Origin of the sequence: Pantoea phytobeneficialis (genome assembly GCF_009728735.1) — a bacterium.
Classification (GTDB): domain Bacteria; phylum Pseudomonadota; class Gammaproteobacteria; order Enterobacterales; family Enterobacteriaceae; genus Pantoea; species Pantoea phytobeneficialis.
Genome location: NZ_CP024636.1, coordinates 3,357,751 through 3,376,064 on the forward strand (window position 1 = coordinate 3,357,751; position 18,314 = coordinate 3,376,064).

At 52.1% G+C, this 18,314-nt stretch carries 13 protein-coding genes; 12 read left to right on the forward strand and 1 reads right to left on the reverse strand.

Features of this window, described 5'->3' with window-relative positions:
- Nucleotides 1-23 precede the first annotated feature (23 nt).
- Nucleotides 24-1,595, reverse strand: a complete 1,572-nt coding sequence (locus CTZ24_RS15525) for a TerC family protein (RefSeq protein ID WP_208723983.1) — start codon at nucleotides 1,593-1,595, stop codon at nucleotides 24-26.
- 791 nt (nucleotides 1,596-2,386) lie between these two features.
- On the opposite strand from CTZ24_RS15525, the gene wbaP reads away from it, so the two are divergent.
- The 12 genes from wbaP to galF all read left to right on the forward strand — a co-directional run bounded on the left by wbaP (nucleotide 2,387) and on the right by galF (nucleotide 18,280).
- Entirely contained in the window at nucleotides 2,387-3,820 is a 1,434-nt protein-coding gene (gene wbaP / locus CTZ24_RS15530) for an undecaprenyl-phosphate galactose phosphotransferase WbaP (protein WP_021185980.1), read from the forward strand.
- Nucleotides 3,821-3,973: 153 nt separating this feature from the next.
- Nucleotides 3,974-5,113: a polysaccharide export protein gene (locus CTZ24_RS15535; RefSeq protein WP_036627640.1), complete on the forward strand. Its 1,140-nt coding sequence runs from the start codon at nucleotides 3,974-3,976 to the stop codon at nucleotides 5,111-5,113.
- A 9-nt stretch (nucleotides 5,114-5,122) separates the two neighbouring features.
- On the forward strand, nucleotides 5,123-5,557 hold the full coding sequence (locus CTZ24_RS15540; protein ID WP_021185978.1) for an arsenate reductase/protein-tyrosine-phosphatase family protein: 435 nt from the start codon (nucleotides 5,123-5,125) through the stop codon (nucleotides 5,555-5,557).
- 12 nt (nucleotides 5,558-5,569) lie between these two features.
- A complete protein-coding gene (gene wzc, locus CTZ24_RS15545; protein ID WP_021185977.1) occupies nucleotides 5,570-7,747 on the forward strand; it encodes a tyrosine-protein kinase Wzc in 2,178 nt (725 codons plus the stop codon).
- A 288-nt stretch (nucleotides 7,748-8,035) separates the two neighbouring features.
- Nucleotides 8,036-8,953, forward strand: coding sequence for a glycosyltransferase family 2 protein (locus CTZ24_RS15550; protein WP_208723984.1), 918 nt, complete (start codon nucleotides 8,036-8,038; stop codon nucleotides 8,951-8,953).
- Nucleotides 8,954-9,023: 70 nt separating this feature from the next.
- Nucleotides 9,024-9,776 (forward strand): glycosyltransferase family 2 protein, encoded by a 753-nt coding sequence (locus CTZ24_RS15555; RefSeq protein WP_021185975.1) that lies wholly within the window; start codon nucleotides 9,024-9,026, stop codon nucleotides 9,774-9,776.
- A gap of 38 nt (nucleotides 9,777-9,814) precedes the next feature.
- Nucleotides 9,815-10,849, forward strand: coding sequence for a glycosyltransferase family 4 protein (locus tag CTZ24_RS15560; RefSeq protein ID WP_021185974.1), 1,035 nt, complete (start codon nucleotides 9,815-9,817; stop codon nucleotides 10,847-10,849).
- A gap of 65 nt (nucleotides 10,850-10,914) precedes the next feature.
- On the forward strand, nucleotides 10,915-13,125 hold the full coding sequence (locus CTZ24_RS15565; RefSeq protein ID WP_208723985.1) for a phage tailspike protein: 2,211 nt from the start codon (nucleotides 10,915-10,917) through the stop codon (nucleotides 13,123-13,125).
- Nucleotides 13,126-13,280: 155 nt separating this feature from the next.
- Nucleotides 13,281-14,543 carry a colanic acid biosynthesis pyruvyl transferase WcaK gene (wcaK, locus tag CTZ24_RS15570; RefSeq protein ID WP_208723986.1) on the forward strand — a complete coding sequence of 421 codons (1,263 nt, stop codon included), beginning with the start codon at nucleotides 13,281-13,283 and terminating at the stop codon, nucleotides 14,541-14,543.
- A 4-nt stretch (nucleotides 14,544-14,547) separates the two neighbouring features.
- The gene (locus tag CTZ24_RS15575) at nucleotides 14,548-15,771 is read left to right on the forward strand and encodes a glycosyltransferase (protein WP_208723987.1); all 1,224 of its coding nucleotides are present in this window, start codon (nucleotides 14,548-14,550) and stop codon (nucleotides 15,769-15,771) included.
- Nucleotides 15,768-17,108: a lipopolysaccharide biosynthesis protein gene (locus CTZ24_RS15580; protein WP_208723988.1), complete on the forward strand. Its 1,341-nt coding sequence runs from the start codon at nucleotides 15,768-15,770 to the stop codon at nucleotides 17,106-17,108. Before CTZ24_RS15575 ends, CTZ24_RS15580 begins: the two co-directional genes overlap by 4 nt.
- A 275-nt stretch (nucleotides 17,109-17,383) precedes the next feature.
- Complete coding sequence (gene galF / locus CTZ24_RS15585) at nucleotides 17,384-18,280, forward strand: UTP--glucose-1-phosphate uridylyltransferase GalF (protein ID WP_208723989.1); 897 nt, start codon at nucleotides 17,384-17,386, stop codon at nucleotides 18,278-18,280.
- Nucleotides 18,281-18,314: the final 34 nt, after the last annotated feature.

The following is an 18,314-nucleotide window of genomic DNA, read 5'->3' on the forward strand; positions in this document are numbered from 1 at the left end:
TAACGGCGCGATTTATCGCGCTGTTACGAAAGTGGATCGCCTATTCTGTCCAGCGGCACAATCTCTACCTTCTGGACGCGATGATTTTCCACCCGCAATGTACGCAATAAATAATCCCCCACCTGCAACTCCTCACCTTCCTGCGGCACATGCTGGAGGCTATCCATCAGCAAACCGGCCAGTGTGTGATAATTGCGCTTATCATCCAGCGGCAGCCGGACATAGGTCGCCAGATCCTCCAGCGGCATATGTCCGTTGGCAATCCAGCCACCTTGTGGGCCGGGTTGGATGTCGTAGCGGGGATCAATCTCTTCCCCTTCATTGGGGAGATTGCCGGCAATGGTTTCCATCACATCACTTAAGGTAACCACACCTTCCACCGAGCCAAACTCATCGACAACAAAGGCAAAATGCGTGCGTGCCTGACGAAATTGCTCCAGTGCCTGTAGCAGTGTGACGCGCTCGGGAAAAACCAACGGTTGGCGGATGAGTGAACGTAAATCCAGTGATTTTGCGTGCAGCGACTGATGCATTAAATCAATCACATGGACGACACCGAGCGGTTCATTGCCCTTTTCGGTAATCAAAATGCGCGTGTGTTGATTACGGTCGAGCTTGGCCATGATTTCCGCTGGATCTTCACTCAGATCAATATGCTCGATATCGTGACGTGAGGTCATGATGCTGCTGATTTGACGCTGTCCCAACCCCAGCACGCGTGCGATCATCCGTCGCTCCTGTCGGTTAAATAGCGCGCCTTCTTCATCACTTAGCAATGAGGCGGTATCGGCGTCCAGCTCTGCTCGCTGTGCTTCTCCGCGCAAAATACGTAATACGGCTTCGGCGGTACGCTGGCGCAAGGGACGGCCTGCGGAGAGAAAACGACGACGGTTGAACATCGCCAGCTGGTTAAACATTTCAATCAGAATCGAGAAACCGATAGCGGCATACAGGTAACCTTTCGGGATGATAAAACCGAGTCCTTCAGCGACGAGGCTGAAGCCAATCATCAGCAGAAAACTGAGGCAGAGAATCACGATGGTGGGGTGGCTATTGACGAAGCGCGTTAAGGGTTTGCTGGCCATTAACATCAGCAAGATAGCAATGGTCACCGCCGTCATCATTACCGGCAATTCATTGACCATCCCCACGGCGGTAATCACCGCATCCAACGAGAAAATGGCATCCAGCACCACAATTTGCGCAACTACCGGCCAGAATTTAGCGCCATTTTTGGTTTGACCGTTGTCCTCGTCGCTGCCTTCAAGACGGTCATTCAGTTCGGTGGTGGCTTTATAAAGGAGAAATACCCCTCCGGCAAACAGCAGCAAATCGCGGGCGCTGAAGCTGTGTTGCCACAGGGTAAACAGCGGCTGGGTCAGCGTGACCAGCCAGGAAAGCGAAGCCAGCAGAACCAGGCGCAATAGCAACGCCAGCAGCAGACCAATCACGCGAGCGCGATCGCGCACCACAGGGGGTAGTTTTTCCACCAGAATGGCAATGAAAACCAGGTTATCAATGCCCAGAACCAGCTCAAGAACGATTAGCGTGACTAATCCTGCCCAGAGCGAGGGATCAGCGATCCACTCCAACATGCTTTCATCACCTGAATGTCTGAGAATGAGCTTAGTCTTATCATAGTTAATCCTGTGAGGGGAACAAATACCCCGACCTTGCCGATTTCCGTAGTGCAGCAGCGTAATAAGGATTAATCCGAGAGGGGTTTTTTGACAGATAAGTTGAATGTATGGATAAACACCGCATACCTGAATTTGTTGTGGTTAATTGTTTTCGGGGCGTGACTGCGTTCGTTTTTAATGCGAATTGCTCAGAAGTTGAATATCGAACTTTTCTGATTTTTACGTGGGAATGGCCTGAAAGGGATGGCATCAATACTAATGACTGGTAGTCTTTTTCCTAAAAGAGAGCAGGGAACACGGGGTCTACTTGTAAACAAGCCAGTAATAACTAGTATAGCAACGTGTTAGTAAATGTCTGCGCTTATGTAGTTAATAGCGTCTTGTTTAGCTTCTTAATGTTGAGAATTGTGATCGTGTCCCGGTTAAGGCCAGTTATTGTCATGGCAAACCGGTAACCACGGACGGGAAATTAGGGCAAGTAAAGCGGTATTGGCAGCGACAGCCAAGGGCGGTAGCGTGTCCGAAGTACTTTTTAAACTGGGAATCTGGTCTGCAAGAGTGTTGAAGGAATTCAGACTAATCTGTTGGTATTTATCACAATTTTCTTTCTTTCTCGGTAAGGGAATTGACATGAACGCCAGAGATTTTCCCCGCAGATTGCCTGTTTTATGACAGTTTCAATATCGCTCGTTTATTACACAGGCCAGAGGCGTTAAGGATTAGGGAAATAAAATAAAGAGTTAATTATGCGCGATAACGAATTTACCTATAAAAGTCTTCTCACTAAAATTTTACTGGCGTGCTCGGATTTAATTTGTTTCAACGCGGCGTTGTTTATTGCTCTGGCACTCATTAATTCGCTCACGAATTCCCCACTGGCAGATATTTCTGAAAAAGACCTCAATTTAAAAATCGCCACGCACATCTGTTTGTCGATTATTTGTGTTGGCTGGTTCTGGGTGCGGCTGCGTCATTTCACCTATCGCAAACCTTTTTGGTTCGAGTTGAAAGAGATCTTTCGTACCATTCTTATTTTCTCAGTTATCGATTTGTCCATTACCGCACTGTCGCAATGGCAAATGTCGCGTTTCGTCTGGGTGCTGACCTGGCTGCTGGCATTAATGTTGATCCCGCTGGGGCGCGCCATTGCAAAACGTGTGCTGAACCGGTTTGGACTGTGGAAAAAGCAGACCATCATCATTGGCAGCAGCAAAAATGCCGTGGAAGCCTGGCAGGCGCTGCAAAGCGAAGAGGTGATGGGATTTGATGTGATTGCCTTTTTCGATGTTGATGGCAGTTGCCCGCAAGCCAGCATCGAAGGTGTGCCGGTGCTACGCAGCGAACACGAGCTTTGGCAACTTACCAACAATGAAACGCAGTTTATTGTCGCCGTTGAATTTGAGCAGAGTCAGTACCGCGATAATTGGTTGAAGACGTTGGCGATGCACAACTGCCGTTCGGTGTCAGTGATCCCGACCCTGCGTGGTGTACCGCTCTACGGCACCGATATGGCGTATATCTTCAGCCACGAAGTGATGATTTTGCGCGTTAATAACAACCTGGCAAAACGCACCTCACGCTGCCTGAAGCGCGCGTTCGATATCGTCGGTGCACTCAGCATTATCATCGCGCTGTCCCCAGCCCTGCTGGTGTTAGGGTTCCTTGTCGGACGTGACGGTGGCAATCCAATTTATGGTCATGAACGTGTCGGTATGAATGGCCGAAAATTCAAATGCCTGAAGTTCCGCTCCATGGTGATCAACTCCAAAGAGGTGCTGGAAGAGGTGCTCCGTACCGATCCGGTGGCCCGAGCCGAGTGGGACAAAGACTTCAAGCTGAAAAATGACCCGCGCATCACAAAGGTTGGTCACTTTATTCGTAAAACCAGCCTGGATGAGCTGCCGCAGCTGTGGAACGTGGTCCGTGGCGATATGAGCCTCGTAGGACCGCGTCCGGTTATCGAAGATGAACTCTGCCGTTATGCCGGTGATGTCGATTATTACCTGATGGCGAAACCAGGCATGACGGGATTGTGGCAGGTCAGCGGTCGTAACGACGTTGACTATGAAACGCGTGTCTATTTCGATTCGTGGTACGTCAAAAACTGGTCGCTATGGAATGACATCGCGATTCTGTTTAAGACCGTTGGCGTAGTGCTCAAGCGCGATGGCGCCTATTGATAGACGCGAGGGCAGGGTGAGAACAGAAAGCATAGGGAGCAAATGATAATGACCCACAGTTTCGGTGTTTAACCCGTCAGTCTTTGTTTTGTAAGACGCTTACACAGCGGCGTTTTCGCCTCTATCAATCATTAACTGATAGCGAAGATCCAGATGATTACAATGAAAATTAAAATGATACCGTTACTGGTATCCGCCACTATTCTATCCGGGTGCACGATCGAACCAGGTCAGCGCCTTTCCACTAGCGGAAAAGATGTCATTGAACAACAGGATAGCAATTTTGACATCGACAAATACGTTAACGTCTTTCCTTTAACGCCGCGTCTGGTTGAGCAGATGCGCCCGAAACCGCTGGTTGCGCAAGCCAACCCAATGTTGCAGAACGAAATTCAGAACTACGAATATCGTGTTGGCATTGGCGACGTGCTTAACGTAACGGTCTGGGATCACCCGGAATTAACCACCCCGGCAGGTCAGTATCGTAGTGCCAGCGACACCGGTAACTGGGTGCAGGCAGACGGTACCATCTTCTATCCGTATATCGGTAAAGTGCGCGTCGCAGGTCGAACGGTGACCGAAATCCGTGCGGAAATCGCCCGTCGTCTGGCGCAGTACATCGAAAGCCCACAGGTGGATGTGAATGTCGCGGCTTTCCGCTCACAAAAAACCTACATCAGTGGTTCAGTGACCACCTCCGGCCAGCAGGCGATCACCAACGTACCCCTTACCGTGCTGGATGCCGTCAACGCCGCCGGTGGCCTGACCGCCGATGCCGACTGGCGCAATGTGGTGCTGACGCACAATGGCCGCGAGCAGCGTATTTCGTTGCAGGCGTTGATGCAAAACGGTGACCTGAGCCAGAACCATCTGCTGTATCCGGGCGATATTCTCTACGTACCACGTAACGATGATCTGAAGATTTTCGTGATGGGCGAAGTGAAGCAGCAGACCACGCTGAAGATGGACCGCAGCGGTATGACGCTAGCCGAAGCACTGGGCAATGCGCAGGGTATGGATCAGACCACAGCCGATGCCACCGGCGTATTTGTTATTCGTCCTATTCGTGGCAGCAACCGCACCAAGATTGCCAACATCTATCAGTTGAATACCAAAGATGCGGCGTCGATGGTGATGGGCACCGAATTCCAACTGGAGCCGTATGACATTGTTTATGTCACCTCCACTCCGCTCACCCGCTGGAACCGTGTGATTTCCGCGCTGTTACCGACCATTGTGGGTATTGATGATGCAAGCTCCGCAGCACTGCGTTTCCGCAACTGGTCAGACTAAGGTTTAACCATGATTACGTCCGTGTTAGTCGTCTGTGTCGGCAACATTTGCCGCTCCCCTACCGGGGAGCGTCTGTTCAAACGCGCTTTACCTGAAACCCGGGTAGCGTCTGCCGGGTTGGGTGCCTTGCGTGGCTCCCCGGCAGACCAGACCGCCAGTGATGTGGCCGCCAGACATGGCCTCTCGCTGGCGGGACATCATGCTCAACAGTTAACGGCAGATATGTGTCGTGACTATGACCTGATCCTGGTGATGGAAAAGCGTCATGTTGAACAGGTAAATCGCATCGATCCAGCCGCGCGCGGGAAAACCATGCTGCTTGGGCACTGGCTCAACCAACAGGAAATAGCGGACCCGTACAAAAAAAGCCGTGAGGCCTTTGAAGAGGTTTACGGGTTACTGGAAAACGCTACCCAGAAATGGGTCAACGTACTAAGCCGATAGTTGGGATTATCCATGAATATAAAAAACAAGGTTATGACAGCGCCGAAAGAGGATTCGAATGGATGGGATCTGGCGCATCTTGTGGGACAGCTCATTGACCATCGCTGGATCATTGTCGCTGTCACCGCCTTCTTCATGCTAGCGGGCACCCTTTACACACTGTTCGCGACACCGATCTACAGCGCCGATGCTATGGTGCAGGTCGAGCAAAAAAATACCAACTCGGTATTGAATGACTTACAGGACATTATTCCTTCAACCCCGGCTTCAGATACCGAAATTCAGATTCTTGAATCTCGCATGGTGTTGGGTAAGACGGTAAATGACCTCGGTCTGGATACCGTGGTGCAACAAAACTATTTCCCGATTATTGGTAAAGGTTTGTCGCGCCTGATGGGCAACAAACCCGCGCAAATCGCCATTACCCGTCTGGAAATTCCGCGCTCAATTGAGAAACGCACCGTACAGCTGGAAGTGACGGGTCCGCAGACCTACACCGTTACCAGCGACGGCGATGAGTTGTTCAAAGGCCGCGTGGGCCAGTTGGAGCAGCACGGCGAAGTGACCATGTTGGTAAGCGGTATTGAGGCTGATACCGGCACCAGCTTTGATGTCACCAAGCTGAGCGATCTGCAGGCGATCAAAGCGGTGCTGGCTAACCTGACCGTGGCTGATAAAGGGAAAGATACCGGCGTACTGGGTCTGGAATACCAGGACGAAGACCAGGATCAGGCCAGTCGTGTACTGAACCAGATTGTGAACAACTATCTGTTGCAGAACGTTGATCGCAAATCGGAGCAGGCGGCGAAGAGCCTCGACTTCCTGAAAAATCAGCTGCCCGAAGTACGTGAAAGTCTGAATGTGGCAGAAGACAAGTTGAACGCTTACCGCCGTGAAAACGAATCAGTGGATATGTCGCTGGAAGCGAAATCAGCGTTGGACTCGTCTGTCAGCGTCCAGAGCCAGCTTAACGAGCTGACCTTCCGTGAAGCGGAAGTGTCACAGCTGTATACCAAAGATCACCCGACGTACCGCGCGCTGCTGGAAAAACGCAAAACGCTGGAAAATGAGCAGGCCAATCTGAACAAGAAAATTGCTCAGATGCCGCAAACCCAGCAGGAGATTCTGCGTCTGACCCGTGATGTGCAGGCAGGGCAGGAAATCTACATGCAGTTACTGAACCGTCAGCAAGAGCTGGGTATCAGTAAAGCCAGTACCGTTGGCGATGTGCGTATTATCGACCAGGCAGAGACGGCCGCGTCACCTGTGGCACCGAAGAAACTGCTGATTATCGCCGCCAGCCTGATTGTTGGTCTGATGTTGTCAGTCGGTCTGGTGCTGCTGAAAGCGCTGTTCCACCACGGTATCGAGAACCCGGAACAGCTGGAAGAGCTGGGCATGAATGTCTACGCCAGTGTTCCCTTGTCGGACTGGCAGCGTAAGAAGGACACCGAAGCGCTGGCGCGTCGTGGTCACAAGGAGAAAAGCGACCCGCACAATACGTTGCTGGCGCTGGGGAACCCGACTGACCTCTCCATCGAAGCAATTCGTAGCCTGCGTACCAGCCTGCATTTCGCCATGATGGAAGCGAAGAACAACATCCTGATGATCACCGGTGCCAGCCCGGGTATTGGTAAAACCTTTATCTGTGCCAACCTGGCGACGCTGGTGTCAAAAGCCGGTCAGCGCGTGTTGTTCATCGATGGTGATATGCGTCGTGGTTATACCCACGAACTGCTCGGTGCGGAGAATAAGGTTGGTCTGTCTAATGTGCTGTCGGGTAAGACTGAATTCTCGCCAGCCATGATTCAGAAAGGTGTTTATGGGTTTGATTTCCTGCCGCGTGGTCAGGTGCCACCGAACCCGTCAGAGTTACTGATGCACCGCCGCATGAGTGAGCTGCTGGAGTGGGCCGGTAAGAACTATGACCTGGTGTTGATCGATACGCCGCCGATTCTGGCCGTCACCGATGCCTCCATTATCGGTAAGCTGGCGGGAACCTCACTGATGGTGGCGCGCTTCGAGACCAACACCACCAAGGAACTGGATGTCAGCTACCGTCGTTTCGCACAGAACGGTATCGAAATTAAAGGCGTCATCCTCAACGCCGTCGTACGTAAAGCGTCGAATGCCTACGGTTATGGCTACGACTACTACAACTACGAATACGGCAAAGAAACGAAAAGCTAATTAAAACGCAAAGTTCCGGGGCGGTTTATCCGCCCCATTTTTATGTAGCGGCGCGATTTATCGCGCGCCCTGGTTTTTAAATGCGCGATGAATTGATGCCGTTCATTTTTTTCATGCCGTCTGGCATGACGTTACACACAGCACACGCTTAAGTAATTCCGTAATGGTACGTATCTGCAAATGAAGAATGGAACTAACGCTATGATTTTTAGGAATAAAGCCAATTCCTCTCTTCAGCCCGCAGAGGTTACCGTTAACCCTGGAACAGCTGTTTAAGAGGTGCTGGCAATGCAGGACATCCGTTTCTCAATTGTAATTCCCGCCTATAACGCGTCGAAGTCGATTGTGACCACGCTGGATTGCGTCAATGCGCAAAGCTATCGCAATTTTGAGGTCATCATCGTGGATGACAAATCGGCCGATGCGACTGAACTGGCGCAGGTGGTACGTAGCGATCGCTATCAGGACCTGGATATCCGGCTGGAACTGTCGGACGTCAAACTGAACGGTGCGGGGGCGCGTAATAAGGGCATTGAACTTGCCACGGGTGATTTTATCAGCTTCCTTGATGCGGATGACGAGTGGCATCCGGACAAGCTATTGGAAGTCAGCCGCACCATCGCCAGCCTTGAGGCGCAGGGCAAATCCCGCTATGTCATCTTTAGCCAGGTAAACATCCATCAGGATGGCAGCTTCCTGAAAGTCATGCCGATGCAACCGCCGGGCAAAAAAGAGACGGTGGCTGAATATCTGTTTGGTTGCTATGGCTTTATTCAGACCAGTACCATCGTGCTGAGACGTGGTGATGCTGAAAAGATCAAGTTTGATGCCCGTTATATCCGCCATCAGGATTACGACTTTTGCATCCGCGCCGATCGCATGGGTTATACCTTTGTGATGATCGATAAGCCGCTGGCGACCTACCATCTGGTGACCAAATTCGGTTCGAAACATAAAGGGGAGTCGGTGAAATACTCCTTCTTCTGGCTCGACACCATGAAACCCTACCTGACTGCGCGTGATATCCACACCTACAAAGCGTTCAAGTTGCCACTGCGCTACAAAATGGATGGCAATTCATTGCAGGCGAGCCTCAGTTTTGCGCGCTACTTCTTCCTGACCAACAAGGACAACCAGGCCTACTTTCTCAGCCGCCTGATGGATAAGGTGAAAGCCCGGTTTTTCGGCAGCAGAGCCGTTTCTTGATTGCGTATTTATTGGCTCCGATCTCTGGAGCATTTTTTGGTTCCTGTCATCTCCTCTCACGGGTATTCAGATGAAAAATCATGTTGGCACCATTGGCATTGTCATGCCGATGTATAACGCACGTCAGACCATTTTGCGTGCCGTGCAGTCGGTAATGAATCAAAGCTATAGCGACTGGCACATCTACCTCATCAACGATAAGTCGACCGATGACTCACTGGCGCTGGTGCGTGAGCACTGCCAGGATGCGCGCATCACTGTGTTGGATAATGAGATGAACCTCGGGGCCGCAGAAACCCGTAATGTCGGGTTGCGCGCCGCGCAGGAAGAGATCATTGCGTTTCTCGACAGTGATGATGAGTGGCACCCGGAAAAACTGGCGGAGCAGGCCGCCGCGCTGGCGGCAGGTGACGATTTCGTCATTACCCATTATCACTACAAAACCCAAAGCGCTGATCACGACATCAACTACAGCAAACCCTATCTGCAACAGGAAAACTTCGTGAAGAAGCAGTATCGCGTCTGCTTCTCATCCGTCTGTTTCCGCCGTCCCCCGCAGGGCATCTTCTTCCAGCGTAAAGGCCATGAAGATTTCCTGTTCCTCTACGAACTGTTTCTCCGCTACAGGCAAGCCAGGGTGATCCAGAAAACGCTGGTGAACTATTACGAACTGGGCGATTCGCTGTCTCGTAATAAAAACAAAGCAGCGAAATGGCATCTGGAATTATTAAGAATTATCTATAAAAACAATCCCTTAAAAATTTATTACTATTACGGCTGGTATATGGTGAATGGTGTGCTTTTCACCCTGAAGCATCGTTAATAGCTGGCATCATTTACGTTTGAGGTGGAAAGCGTTTCATGAAAAAGATTGTTCTGGTGATTAAGGATGCCTATTCGTACGCGGGGACGGAAAACATCTGCAACTTTATGTCCGAGTGTCTCGGCGAGCAACATGATGTCACCGTGTATTCGCTGGAGGGCAGTGGTAAGCCGTTCTATCCATTCACCCATGCGAAAGAGATCGTCAGTTTCGCCGGGCATAAAAACCCGATTAAAAGTGCGGTGGCGCGTATCCAGCAGGAGGGATTCGACAGCGTTTTCCTGATCAGCATGGGGCGTCTCAGCGTGATGTTTGCGTTCTGGAATCTGATGTCGATGAAGAAAAAACGCTTCAAGGCCTATGCCTGTGAACACATCGCCATCAACTCATTCAGTAAACCGATCAAACTGCTGAAATGGCTGCTGTTGCGCTTCTATGACCAGGTGATTGTGTTGACCGACAAAGATCATCAGGTGTTCAGCCGCTGGAACATTCCCAGCCAGCAGATCCCGAATCCGGTGGTGTACAAATCATTCCAGCGTAATGCACGCAGTCGGCAGGCGCTGGCCATTGGCCGTCTTGAACACCAGAAAGGCTTCGATTTGCTGCTGGATATCTGGGCCGATTTCAGCAAAACCCACCCGGAGTGGAAGCTGGTGATTGCTGGCGACGGTGAACTGCGCCAGTCGTTACAGGAGCAGGCGACACAGCTGGGTCTTAACGATAGCGTCAATTTTGTCGGCCGAGTCAGCAACATCAACGATTACTACCGTGACAGTGACATGGCGTTGATGACCTCGCGCTATGAAGGGCTGCCGCTGGTGCTGCTGGAAGCCAAATCCTGGTCGTTACCGGTGGTGGCGTATGACTGCCCGACCGGACCGCAGGAGATCATCAATCAGGGCGAAGATGGTTTCCTGGTGCCGATGGACGATAAAGCCACCTTCCTGGCACGCATGGATCAGCTCGCCAGCAACGATGCCCTGTTCTATGCCATGAGCGAAAAAACCAAAGACACTGCGCTGAAGTTTGACGGTAAACAGATCAAACAAAGCTGGTTGGCGCTTGTTTAGCAAGCCGTAACGATTGTCGTGCCTCGGGGATACTTTCACCGCCCATTGACCACGGAATTTGACGCATGAAAAGAAGAGAAGTCTTGCAAACCGCAGCCTCCTCCATTGTTGCCGCACTCTCGGTGAGTGCGTTTTCCAGCTACGCAGCAAAAAGTGGCCAGCCGGCGCTGAAAACGGTGGATCCCTCCAGCGTACCGCAGGGGGATGTACCGATTCTCACCCCGGAAAATGTTTACACCATGCCGCCGCAGTTCTGGCAGAACTTCGAGGGCAAATTGTGGATTGGTAAAGCGGGCAGCGATGCCAGTAAAGCGGGGAATCAAATCCCGGTTTATCTGCGCGACGCCAGCGGAAAAGTGTCCCAAATTAGTCAGCCGATTGCGTTGAATAAGGGCAACTTTGCGCAATTTATTCACGATAATGCCGCATTGATTGCCGATCCTGCGCATTCAATGGCAGTGGAGGACAGCAATGGCAACACGTTGTTCTCCATTGATGACGTTAGCCGCCCGAACCAAAGCAATTTCAGCCAGCGTCTGGCGCAGCCGAACGGTTATCAGCTGATTGGCGAGATCCCGTCGGTGGAGGAGTTGCGCAAAACCCGCCCACTGTTTGCCGGTGCCAAAATCAAGCTGAAAAGCTGGCATGAAGGGCTGGAAGTGGGTGGCGGTGAGTTTGTTGGTGCGTTTGGCGCGGGTAAAGACGATAGCGGCGTGATATTTGCCGGTGAGGGTTTTACCTGGCGTCGTGTGGTGGACGATTTTAATCGCCTGACGCTGTTTGATTTCGGCGCGATAGCCGACGGCAAAACCGATACTGCGCCTGCCATCAAAGCGATGTATCAATGGTCGCAGGATGCGAATCAACCGATATGCGTGCAGTTCCCGGCGGGCACGTTCTTTGTTTCTGGCTGCGATTTTGGCGACCAGCAGCAGCGTTTCTTCCGCATCTCTGGTGCGATGGTCAACTTTGGCTACTTTCCGGCCACCACGCTGGTATCTGACGGACGTTCCGACTTCCTGTTCCAGGTGAATGCGCGCTGGACCGAAATCTCTAACCTGATTTTTAACGGCAACACTGACAAGCGCCCGAACAGGCAGGGACTGTTCCGCAACACCTGTCCGGGGGGGCAGTTCTTCCGTGGTGCCTGTCTGCGCTTTAACCAGGTGGGTGGCGTCTCGCTGAGTCTGCTCGATACGCTGGATTGCAAAATTGACCAGTGGTATGCCAACGCCTGTACCGGCGATGTGATCAAAGCCAGCTGGTCCGGGCAGAAAGCCGGTAACTGGGATCACAGCACCGCAATTGAGCTTTCCAACTTTAATGCTCAGCATTGTAAAGGTGGCATGGTGTTGAATCTGCCGCGTTGCAGCCAGTCGATTATTCACAACGGCTGGATCGAGCACACCGAACATCCGGGCGATATTTCCAACGGGCAATGGATCATTGATGCGTTGAGTCTTGAGGATTGTAAGAACCCGCTGATCGCTCGTAACTCGCGGCTGAATATGCGTCAGACCAATTTGCAGGCCGGAAGCTGGATCGACAACTCGCTCGAAGGCGAACGCTGGCTGAATATCTGGGAGATGGGTTCCACGCGGGTTGAGTCTTACGGCGTCGCCATCGATGGCAGCCTGAAATACAACTACATCACCTCACGCTTTCGACTGACCAACAACACCAATCAGGAAACCTGGTTTGAGCTGGGCAACTTCTACTCGCCGACGGTGGGCGACAGTTGGGAAATTGAAGTGTTTGGTCAGTCGCAGTTTAGCAATGGCACCGACAATCAGCCACTAATGAACCCAATCGACGGTAAAGGGACCGGCGGCAGGGCGGTGATCCATCTGCAACGCAAAACCAATAAGGCGGAAGCCAGTTGGTCGGCTGAAGGCAGTTCACCCGTGGTTGAGGTGCGCTTTGAACCACGCACCGATACCGATACCAAAGTGTTCGTCAAACTGGCGGGCTGGACGCCAACCAGCGCCGTGCTGATCAAAAGCACCGGCAAGGATCGCTTCCTCGCCGGTCGTTGCGCCAGGGTGGATGCCAGCATGACGCAGGGCAATCCGTCCAACGGCAGCAAGCCCGCTCCACAGCGTTTCAGCCTGCATAACGGTAAGGCCGGGATTGGCGGCAATGAACAAGGGGATCTGTTGATGGCGTCACGCCCGCTCAAGCCCGAGCAGGTCGATACGCGCGAGCCAAAGGGGTATGTCTCCGTGGTTATCAATGGGGAGCCGTGCGCACTGCCGTATTTCGCTATCAAGTCATGATGATTAAACCGGCCGCACCGGGACGCGGCCGGAATGCCAGGAGCAGGTCTTTTCCAGGCGTTTCGCCTCTATTGCAGTCTTTTTAATACAGAGTTCACTTTGCCAGTTCAGGAAATGGCGGTTTGTAGAATTACAAAAATTTATCTGGAGTTTTTATGAAGATTTTATTGGTGGGTAACCATACCTGTGGAAATCGTGGGGATGGCGCGATTTTACGTGGACTGATCGATTCGCTTCAGTCTGCGCGTAGTGATCTGGATATTGACGTTATCAGTCGTTATCCAACCAGCTCCGGATATTTGTTGCAGCATGAGATTCAGCAGGATTCCCTGTTTCTGCACAACAGCAAATCAGCAAAAGGGTTGGTGGGCAGCGTCAAGCGTAAAGTTGCAAACCGACTGATGCCGGAGATTATGATGGCGCACCTCGGCAAAGGTGGGCTGTATAAATCGTTCTCCGTGCCGCCGCATCTGGCTGAATTCACCAAAAGTCTTGCCTCTTATGACGCCGTTATTCAGGTTGGCGGTTCTTTCTTTGTCGATCTGTATGGGGTGACGCAGTTCGATCATGCGCTGTGTGCGCTGATGGCAAAAAAACCGCTACATATGATCGGCCATTCGGTCGGGCCGTTTGAAAATCCGCGTGTGAATGCGTTGGCGAACTTCGTATTTGACCGTGTCGATAGCCTTGTGCTGCGCGAAGAGGTGAGTCTCGATCGCCTGAAGCAAGATGGCGTGACCACCAGCAGGGTGAAAAAGGGCGTTGACACAGCCTTTCTGGTTAAGGCCCGCGCAGTGGCGAACCCCAGTCATAACCTGTTGCACTGGGAAGAGATTATCAGCGCGCGCAAAACGATAGCCATCACCGTGCGTGAGCTGGCACCGTTCGACAAACGTCTTGGCGTGACGCAGAAAGAGTATGAAGCCGCGTTTGGTCGCGTGATTAACGCGATGATCGCCGAGGGTTATCAGGTGGTGGCTTTCTCGACCTGTACCGGCATCGACAGTTATGCCAAAGATGACCGCATGGTGGCGCTACAGTTGCGCGATCGCGTTGATCATCCTGAGCATTATCATGTGATTATGGACGAATTTAACGACCTCGAACTCGGCATATTATTAAGTCATTGCCATCTGACGATCGGCACTCGCCTGCATTCCGCCATTATCTCGATGAATTTCGGTACCCCTGCCGTCGCCATCAATTATGAGCACAAGTCGCTGGGTGTGATGAACCAGCTTGGCCTGCCGCAAATGGCGACCGATGTGAAAAGCCTGATGGATGGCTCACTCATCGATAAGGTACACACCGTACTGGCGGATTACGACAACGTGAAACAGAAAGTTGACGCAGCAGTGGCACAGGAACGTGAGATTGGTAACCGAATCACTGAAGAAATTCTTAACGTCTTAGGGTGAAGTGATGAAGCTGACCTTTTTCACCATGCGTTTTCCGGTTGCCTCTGAGACGTTTGTCCTCAATCAGGTGACGCATTTTATTGATGCCGGTTATGACGTGGAGGTGATCTCCGTGTTTCCGGGCGACATGATTAACCGTCATGCCGCGTTCGATGATTACAATCTGGTGGCGAAAACACATTATCTGTTGCCGGAAGAGAAAGTATCGAATCTCGATAAGCTTACGCAGCGTATCGGATTGATGCTGCCGAAAATTGCCAAGCCCTCGCTGATCAAATCCCTCAATGTGCGCCGCTATGGCGCACAGTCCAGCAAACTGCTGCTGCCGGCGATTGTCGCCAATACCAGAGAACCTTTTGTCGCTGATGTCTTCCTGGTGCATTTCGGCTATGCCGGAGCGCTGGCGAATAAATTGCGTGAACTTGGCGTACTGAAAGGCAAGCAGGCGACGGTGTTCCACGGTGCCGACATCTCACGTCGTCATATCCTCGAGGAACACAAGCTGGATTACGTCAATCTGTTCCGCCAGAGCGAACTGATGCTACCTATCAGCCATCTGTGGGAGAACAAGCTAATTGAGATGGGCTGCCCGGCGGAGAAAATTCATGTTACGCGCATGGGCATCGAGCCAGAAAAGTTTAATTTCCGCCCGCGTGCCGCTTTTCATTCGCCGTTGCGCATTGTCTCCGTGGCACGTCTGACTGAGAAAAAAGGGCTGGATGTGGCGGTGAAAGCCAGTGAAATCCTGCGTGATCAGGGCGGTCAGTTCCAGTTCACCATTATCGGTAACGGTGAGCAGGACGGCATGATGCGTGAGCACATTGCGCGCGCAGGCCTGGAAGATTGCGTCAGCATGCCGGGCTTTAAACCACAGGACGAGATTCGCCAGGCGCTGAACGAAGCAGACATCTTTTTGCTGCCGTCTAAAACGGCGGCGGATGGCGATATGGAGGGAATTCCGGTGGCGCTGATGGAGGCGATGGCAGTAGGTTTGCCGGTTGTCTCCACCTTCCATAGTGGTATCCCAGAGCTGATACAGAACAACGTAAGCGGCTGGCTGGTTTCTGAGAACAATCCCGATGAGCTGGCGCAAACGTTATTACGCCTGTCGCGCGGGGATGTGGACGTTGCACCGGTAATTGCCGCTGCGCGCCATAAAGTGGAAACCGAGTTTAATCAACATATCGCCTATGGCGAGCTGGCCAAGATTCTGGAGCGCATAGTGTGAGCGGATTAAAGTCGCAAGCCATTTGGTTACTCGGCAGCACCGGTTTTGCTGCGGTGTTGCAGGTGTTACAACTCAGCGTACTGGCGCGTAAGCTGGAGGCGCATGAGCTGGGATTACTGGCGATCATTAACGCCATTCTGGCGGTTGCCTCGGTGTTGCAGGACATGGGCATGAGCAGTTACCTCGTGCACCGTCAGGACATTACACGCCGTGAGCAGAGCACCATCTATTGGGTTAACGTCTCGCTTAGTTTATGTACCGGTTTGATTATGTTGATAATTGCCTGGCCGGTTTCCTGGTTCTACCATCTGCCGGAGCTGACCGGGCTGATTATGCTCACCAGCCTGAACTTCCTCGTGTTGGGGCATCTGTCGCAATATCAGGCGCATTTTGTCAAAACCAAACGCATGGTGACGCTGGCGAAGATTGAGATGGTCACCAAGTTGTTTGCCTTCCTGTGTACCGTGGCGATGTTGTATTTCACCACGCTGACGGTGGCCGCGGCGATCCTCGGTCTGTTCATCGCAGCCTTCACGCGTATTCTCTGCATGATTTACTTCGGTGAAAAATCCTGGCGGCCAACCTGGGAATTCGACCGGGCAACCTTCATTGCGGCAGTGCGCTACGGTATCTATCAACTGGGATCGCAAACCATCAACCAACTGCGTACCCAGGCAGATGCGCTGATTGTGGGTAAGGTGATGGGGGCCGATATGCTGGGGATTTACTCGCTGGCTAAAGAGCTGATTCTGCAACCGCTGAAGCTGGTTTCACCGGTAATCAACCGTCTGGCGTTGCCGCGCTTTGCCGAGAAACAGCACGATCCTGAACAGTTGAAGAAACTGTTCCTGAAAGGCACCTTCGTCATCATGCTGTTCAGCAGTGTGATGTACCTGGCGATTGGCATTCTGTCACCGGTGATTGTCCGGGTGTTGTACGGCTCTTCCCATGAGCAGGTTTACCATCTGATCCCGCTGATGTTGCTGTTTGGCATGCTGCGTCCGATGGGCGGCCTGACCGGCGCAATTTCTCAGGCCAATGGACGGACCAACGTCGAGTTCTACTGGAATATCGTTGCCAGCCTGGTGGTGGTGGCCGTGCTGGCGACCACCTTGATCTGGCCGAACGTCATCTATGTGGCGCTGACGTTATCGATTTCTCAGGTATTGATCTCGGCTTTTGCCCATCCGTTCTTCATCAAGCCGGTGATTGGCATCCGCTTTATGCCTTATGCCCGTCAGTGGGTCTCCGTCTCGGTGGTATTTGTCGGCCTGATGTTGCTGGTTAACCATTTCAACCTGTTCGTGATGCCGGAATGGTTTGCGGGCTGGCTCTAATCTGGCGGCGCGATTTTTCGCGCCGCGACCTCACGATCTGTCTGAAAATGACTGGTCTTATTAAATCTGACTTTCTCTGATCCCTTCTACTGTTTTACAGTGGTTTAGCGATTTAATTTTCCTGCCAACTGGCGCATCGGTGGGTGCCGAAAAAAGCGATTTTTTATGCTGTGACAGAGAGTTAGTGCCGGTTTTTCAGATAAAGATTATACTTGCTGTTCCGGCCGATCCTGCATAATCGACCCCACGTATTCACTTCATGAAATGGAATAAATATGACCAAGCTTAAAGCTGTAATCCCGGTTGCGGGTCTCGGTATGCATATGCTCCCTGCGACGAAAGCCATTCCGAAAGAAATGCTGCCTGTCGTCGACAAACCGATGATCCAATATATCGTTGATGAGTGCGTGGCTGCAGGCATCAAGGAGATTGTGCTGGTCACTCATGCTTCCAAAAATGCAGTGGAAAACCACTTTGACACCACTTATGAGCTGGAAGCGTTACTTGAAGCGCGTGTTAAACGTCAGCTGCTGAGCGAAGTGCAATCGATTTGTCCTCCGGGCGTAACTATCATGAACGTGCGTCAGGCAAACCCACTGGGGTTAGGCCACTCGGTTCTGTGCGCTCGCCCGATGATTGGCGACAACCCATTTGTAGTGGTATTGCCGGATGTTCTGCTGGACGACTCCACCGCCGATCACCTGCGCTATAACCTTGCCGCAATGGTGGCACGCTTTGAGGAAACCGGTCGCAGCCAGGTACTGGCAAAACATATGCCGGGTGCCGATCTTTCTGAATACTCCGTGATCACCACTGAACAGCCGCTGGATAACCCAGGTGACGTCAGCACTATCACCAATTTTGTCGAGAAGCCGGAAGAGGCTAACACACTGGATTCTGACCTCGCAGCGGTAGGTCGCTATGTCCTCTCTGCCGATATCTGGGCTGAACTGGAACGCACCGAACCGGGTGCCTGGGGACGTATCCAGCTGACTGACGCCATTGCCGCCCTTGGCAAGAAAAAACCGGTAGATGCGACGCTGCTCACTGGCACCAGCTTCGACTGTGGCCGTAAACTAGGCTACATGCAGGCATTCGTCTCTTACGGCCTGCGTAACAACAGCCAGGGCCGTGACTTCCGCGCTGCTATTCAGAAAATCCTGGCGAAATAACCCTTTTCATCATGTGCCGCGCGGTTGCGCGGCT

Coding starts and splice junctions, on each gene's coding strand:
- CTZ24_RS15525 (WP_208723983.1), bottom strand. CDS start 1,595: ATGTTGGAGTGGATCGCTGATCCCTCGCTCTGGGCAGGATTAGTCACG.
- wbaP (WP_021185980.1), top strand. CDS start 2,387: ATGCGCGATAACGAATTTACCTATAAAAGTCTTCTCACTAAAATTTTA.
- CTZ24_RS15535 (WP_036627640.1), top strand. CDS start 3,974: ATGATTACAATGAAAATTAAAATGATACCGTTACTGGTATCCGCCACT.
- CTZ24_RS15540 (WP_021185978.1), top strand. CDS start 5,123: ATGATTACGTCCGTGTTAGTCGTCTGTGTCGGCAACATTTGCCGCTCC.
- wzc (WP_021185977.1), top strand. CDS start 5,570: ATGAATATAAAAAACAAGGTTATGACAGCGCCGAAAGAGGATTCGAAT.
- CTZ24_RS15550 (WP_208723984.1), top strand. CDS start 8,036: ATGCAGGACATCCGTTTCTCAATTGTAATTCCCGCCTATAACGCGTCG.
- CTZ24_RS15555 (WP_021185975.1), top strand. CDS start 9,024: ATGAAAAATCATGTTGGCACCATTGGCATTGTCATGCCGATGTATAAC.
- CTZ24_RS15560 (WP_021185974.1), top strand. CDS start 9,815: ATGAAAAAGATTGTTCTGGTGATTAAGGATGCCTATTCGTACGCGGGG.
- CTZ24_RS15565 (WP_208723985.1), top strand. CDS start 10,915: ATGAAAAGAAGAGAAGTCTTGCAAACCGCAGCCTCCTCCATTGTTGCC.
- wcaK (WP_208723986.1), top strand. CDS start 13,281: ATGAAGATTTTATTGGTGGGTAACCATACCTGTGGAAATCGTGGGGAT.
- CTZ24_RS15575 (WP_208723987.1), top strand. CDS start 14,548: ATGAAGCTGACCTTTTTCACCATGCGTTTTCCGGTTGCCTCTGAGACG.
- galF (WP_208723989.1), top strand. CDS start 17,384: ATGACCAAGCTTAAAGCTGTAATCCCGGTTGCGGGTCTCGGTATGCAT.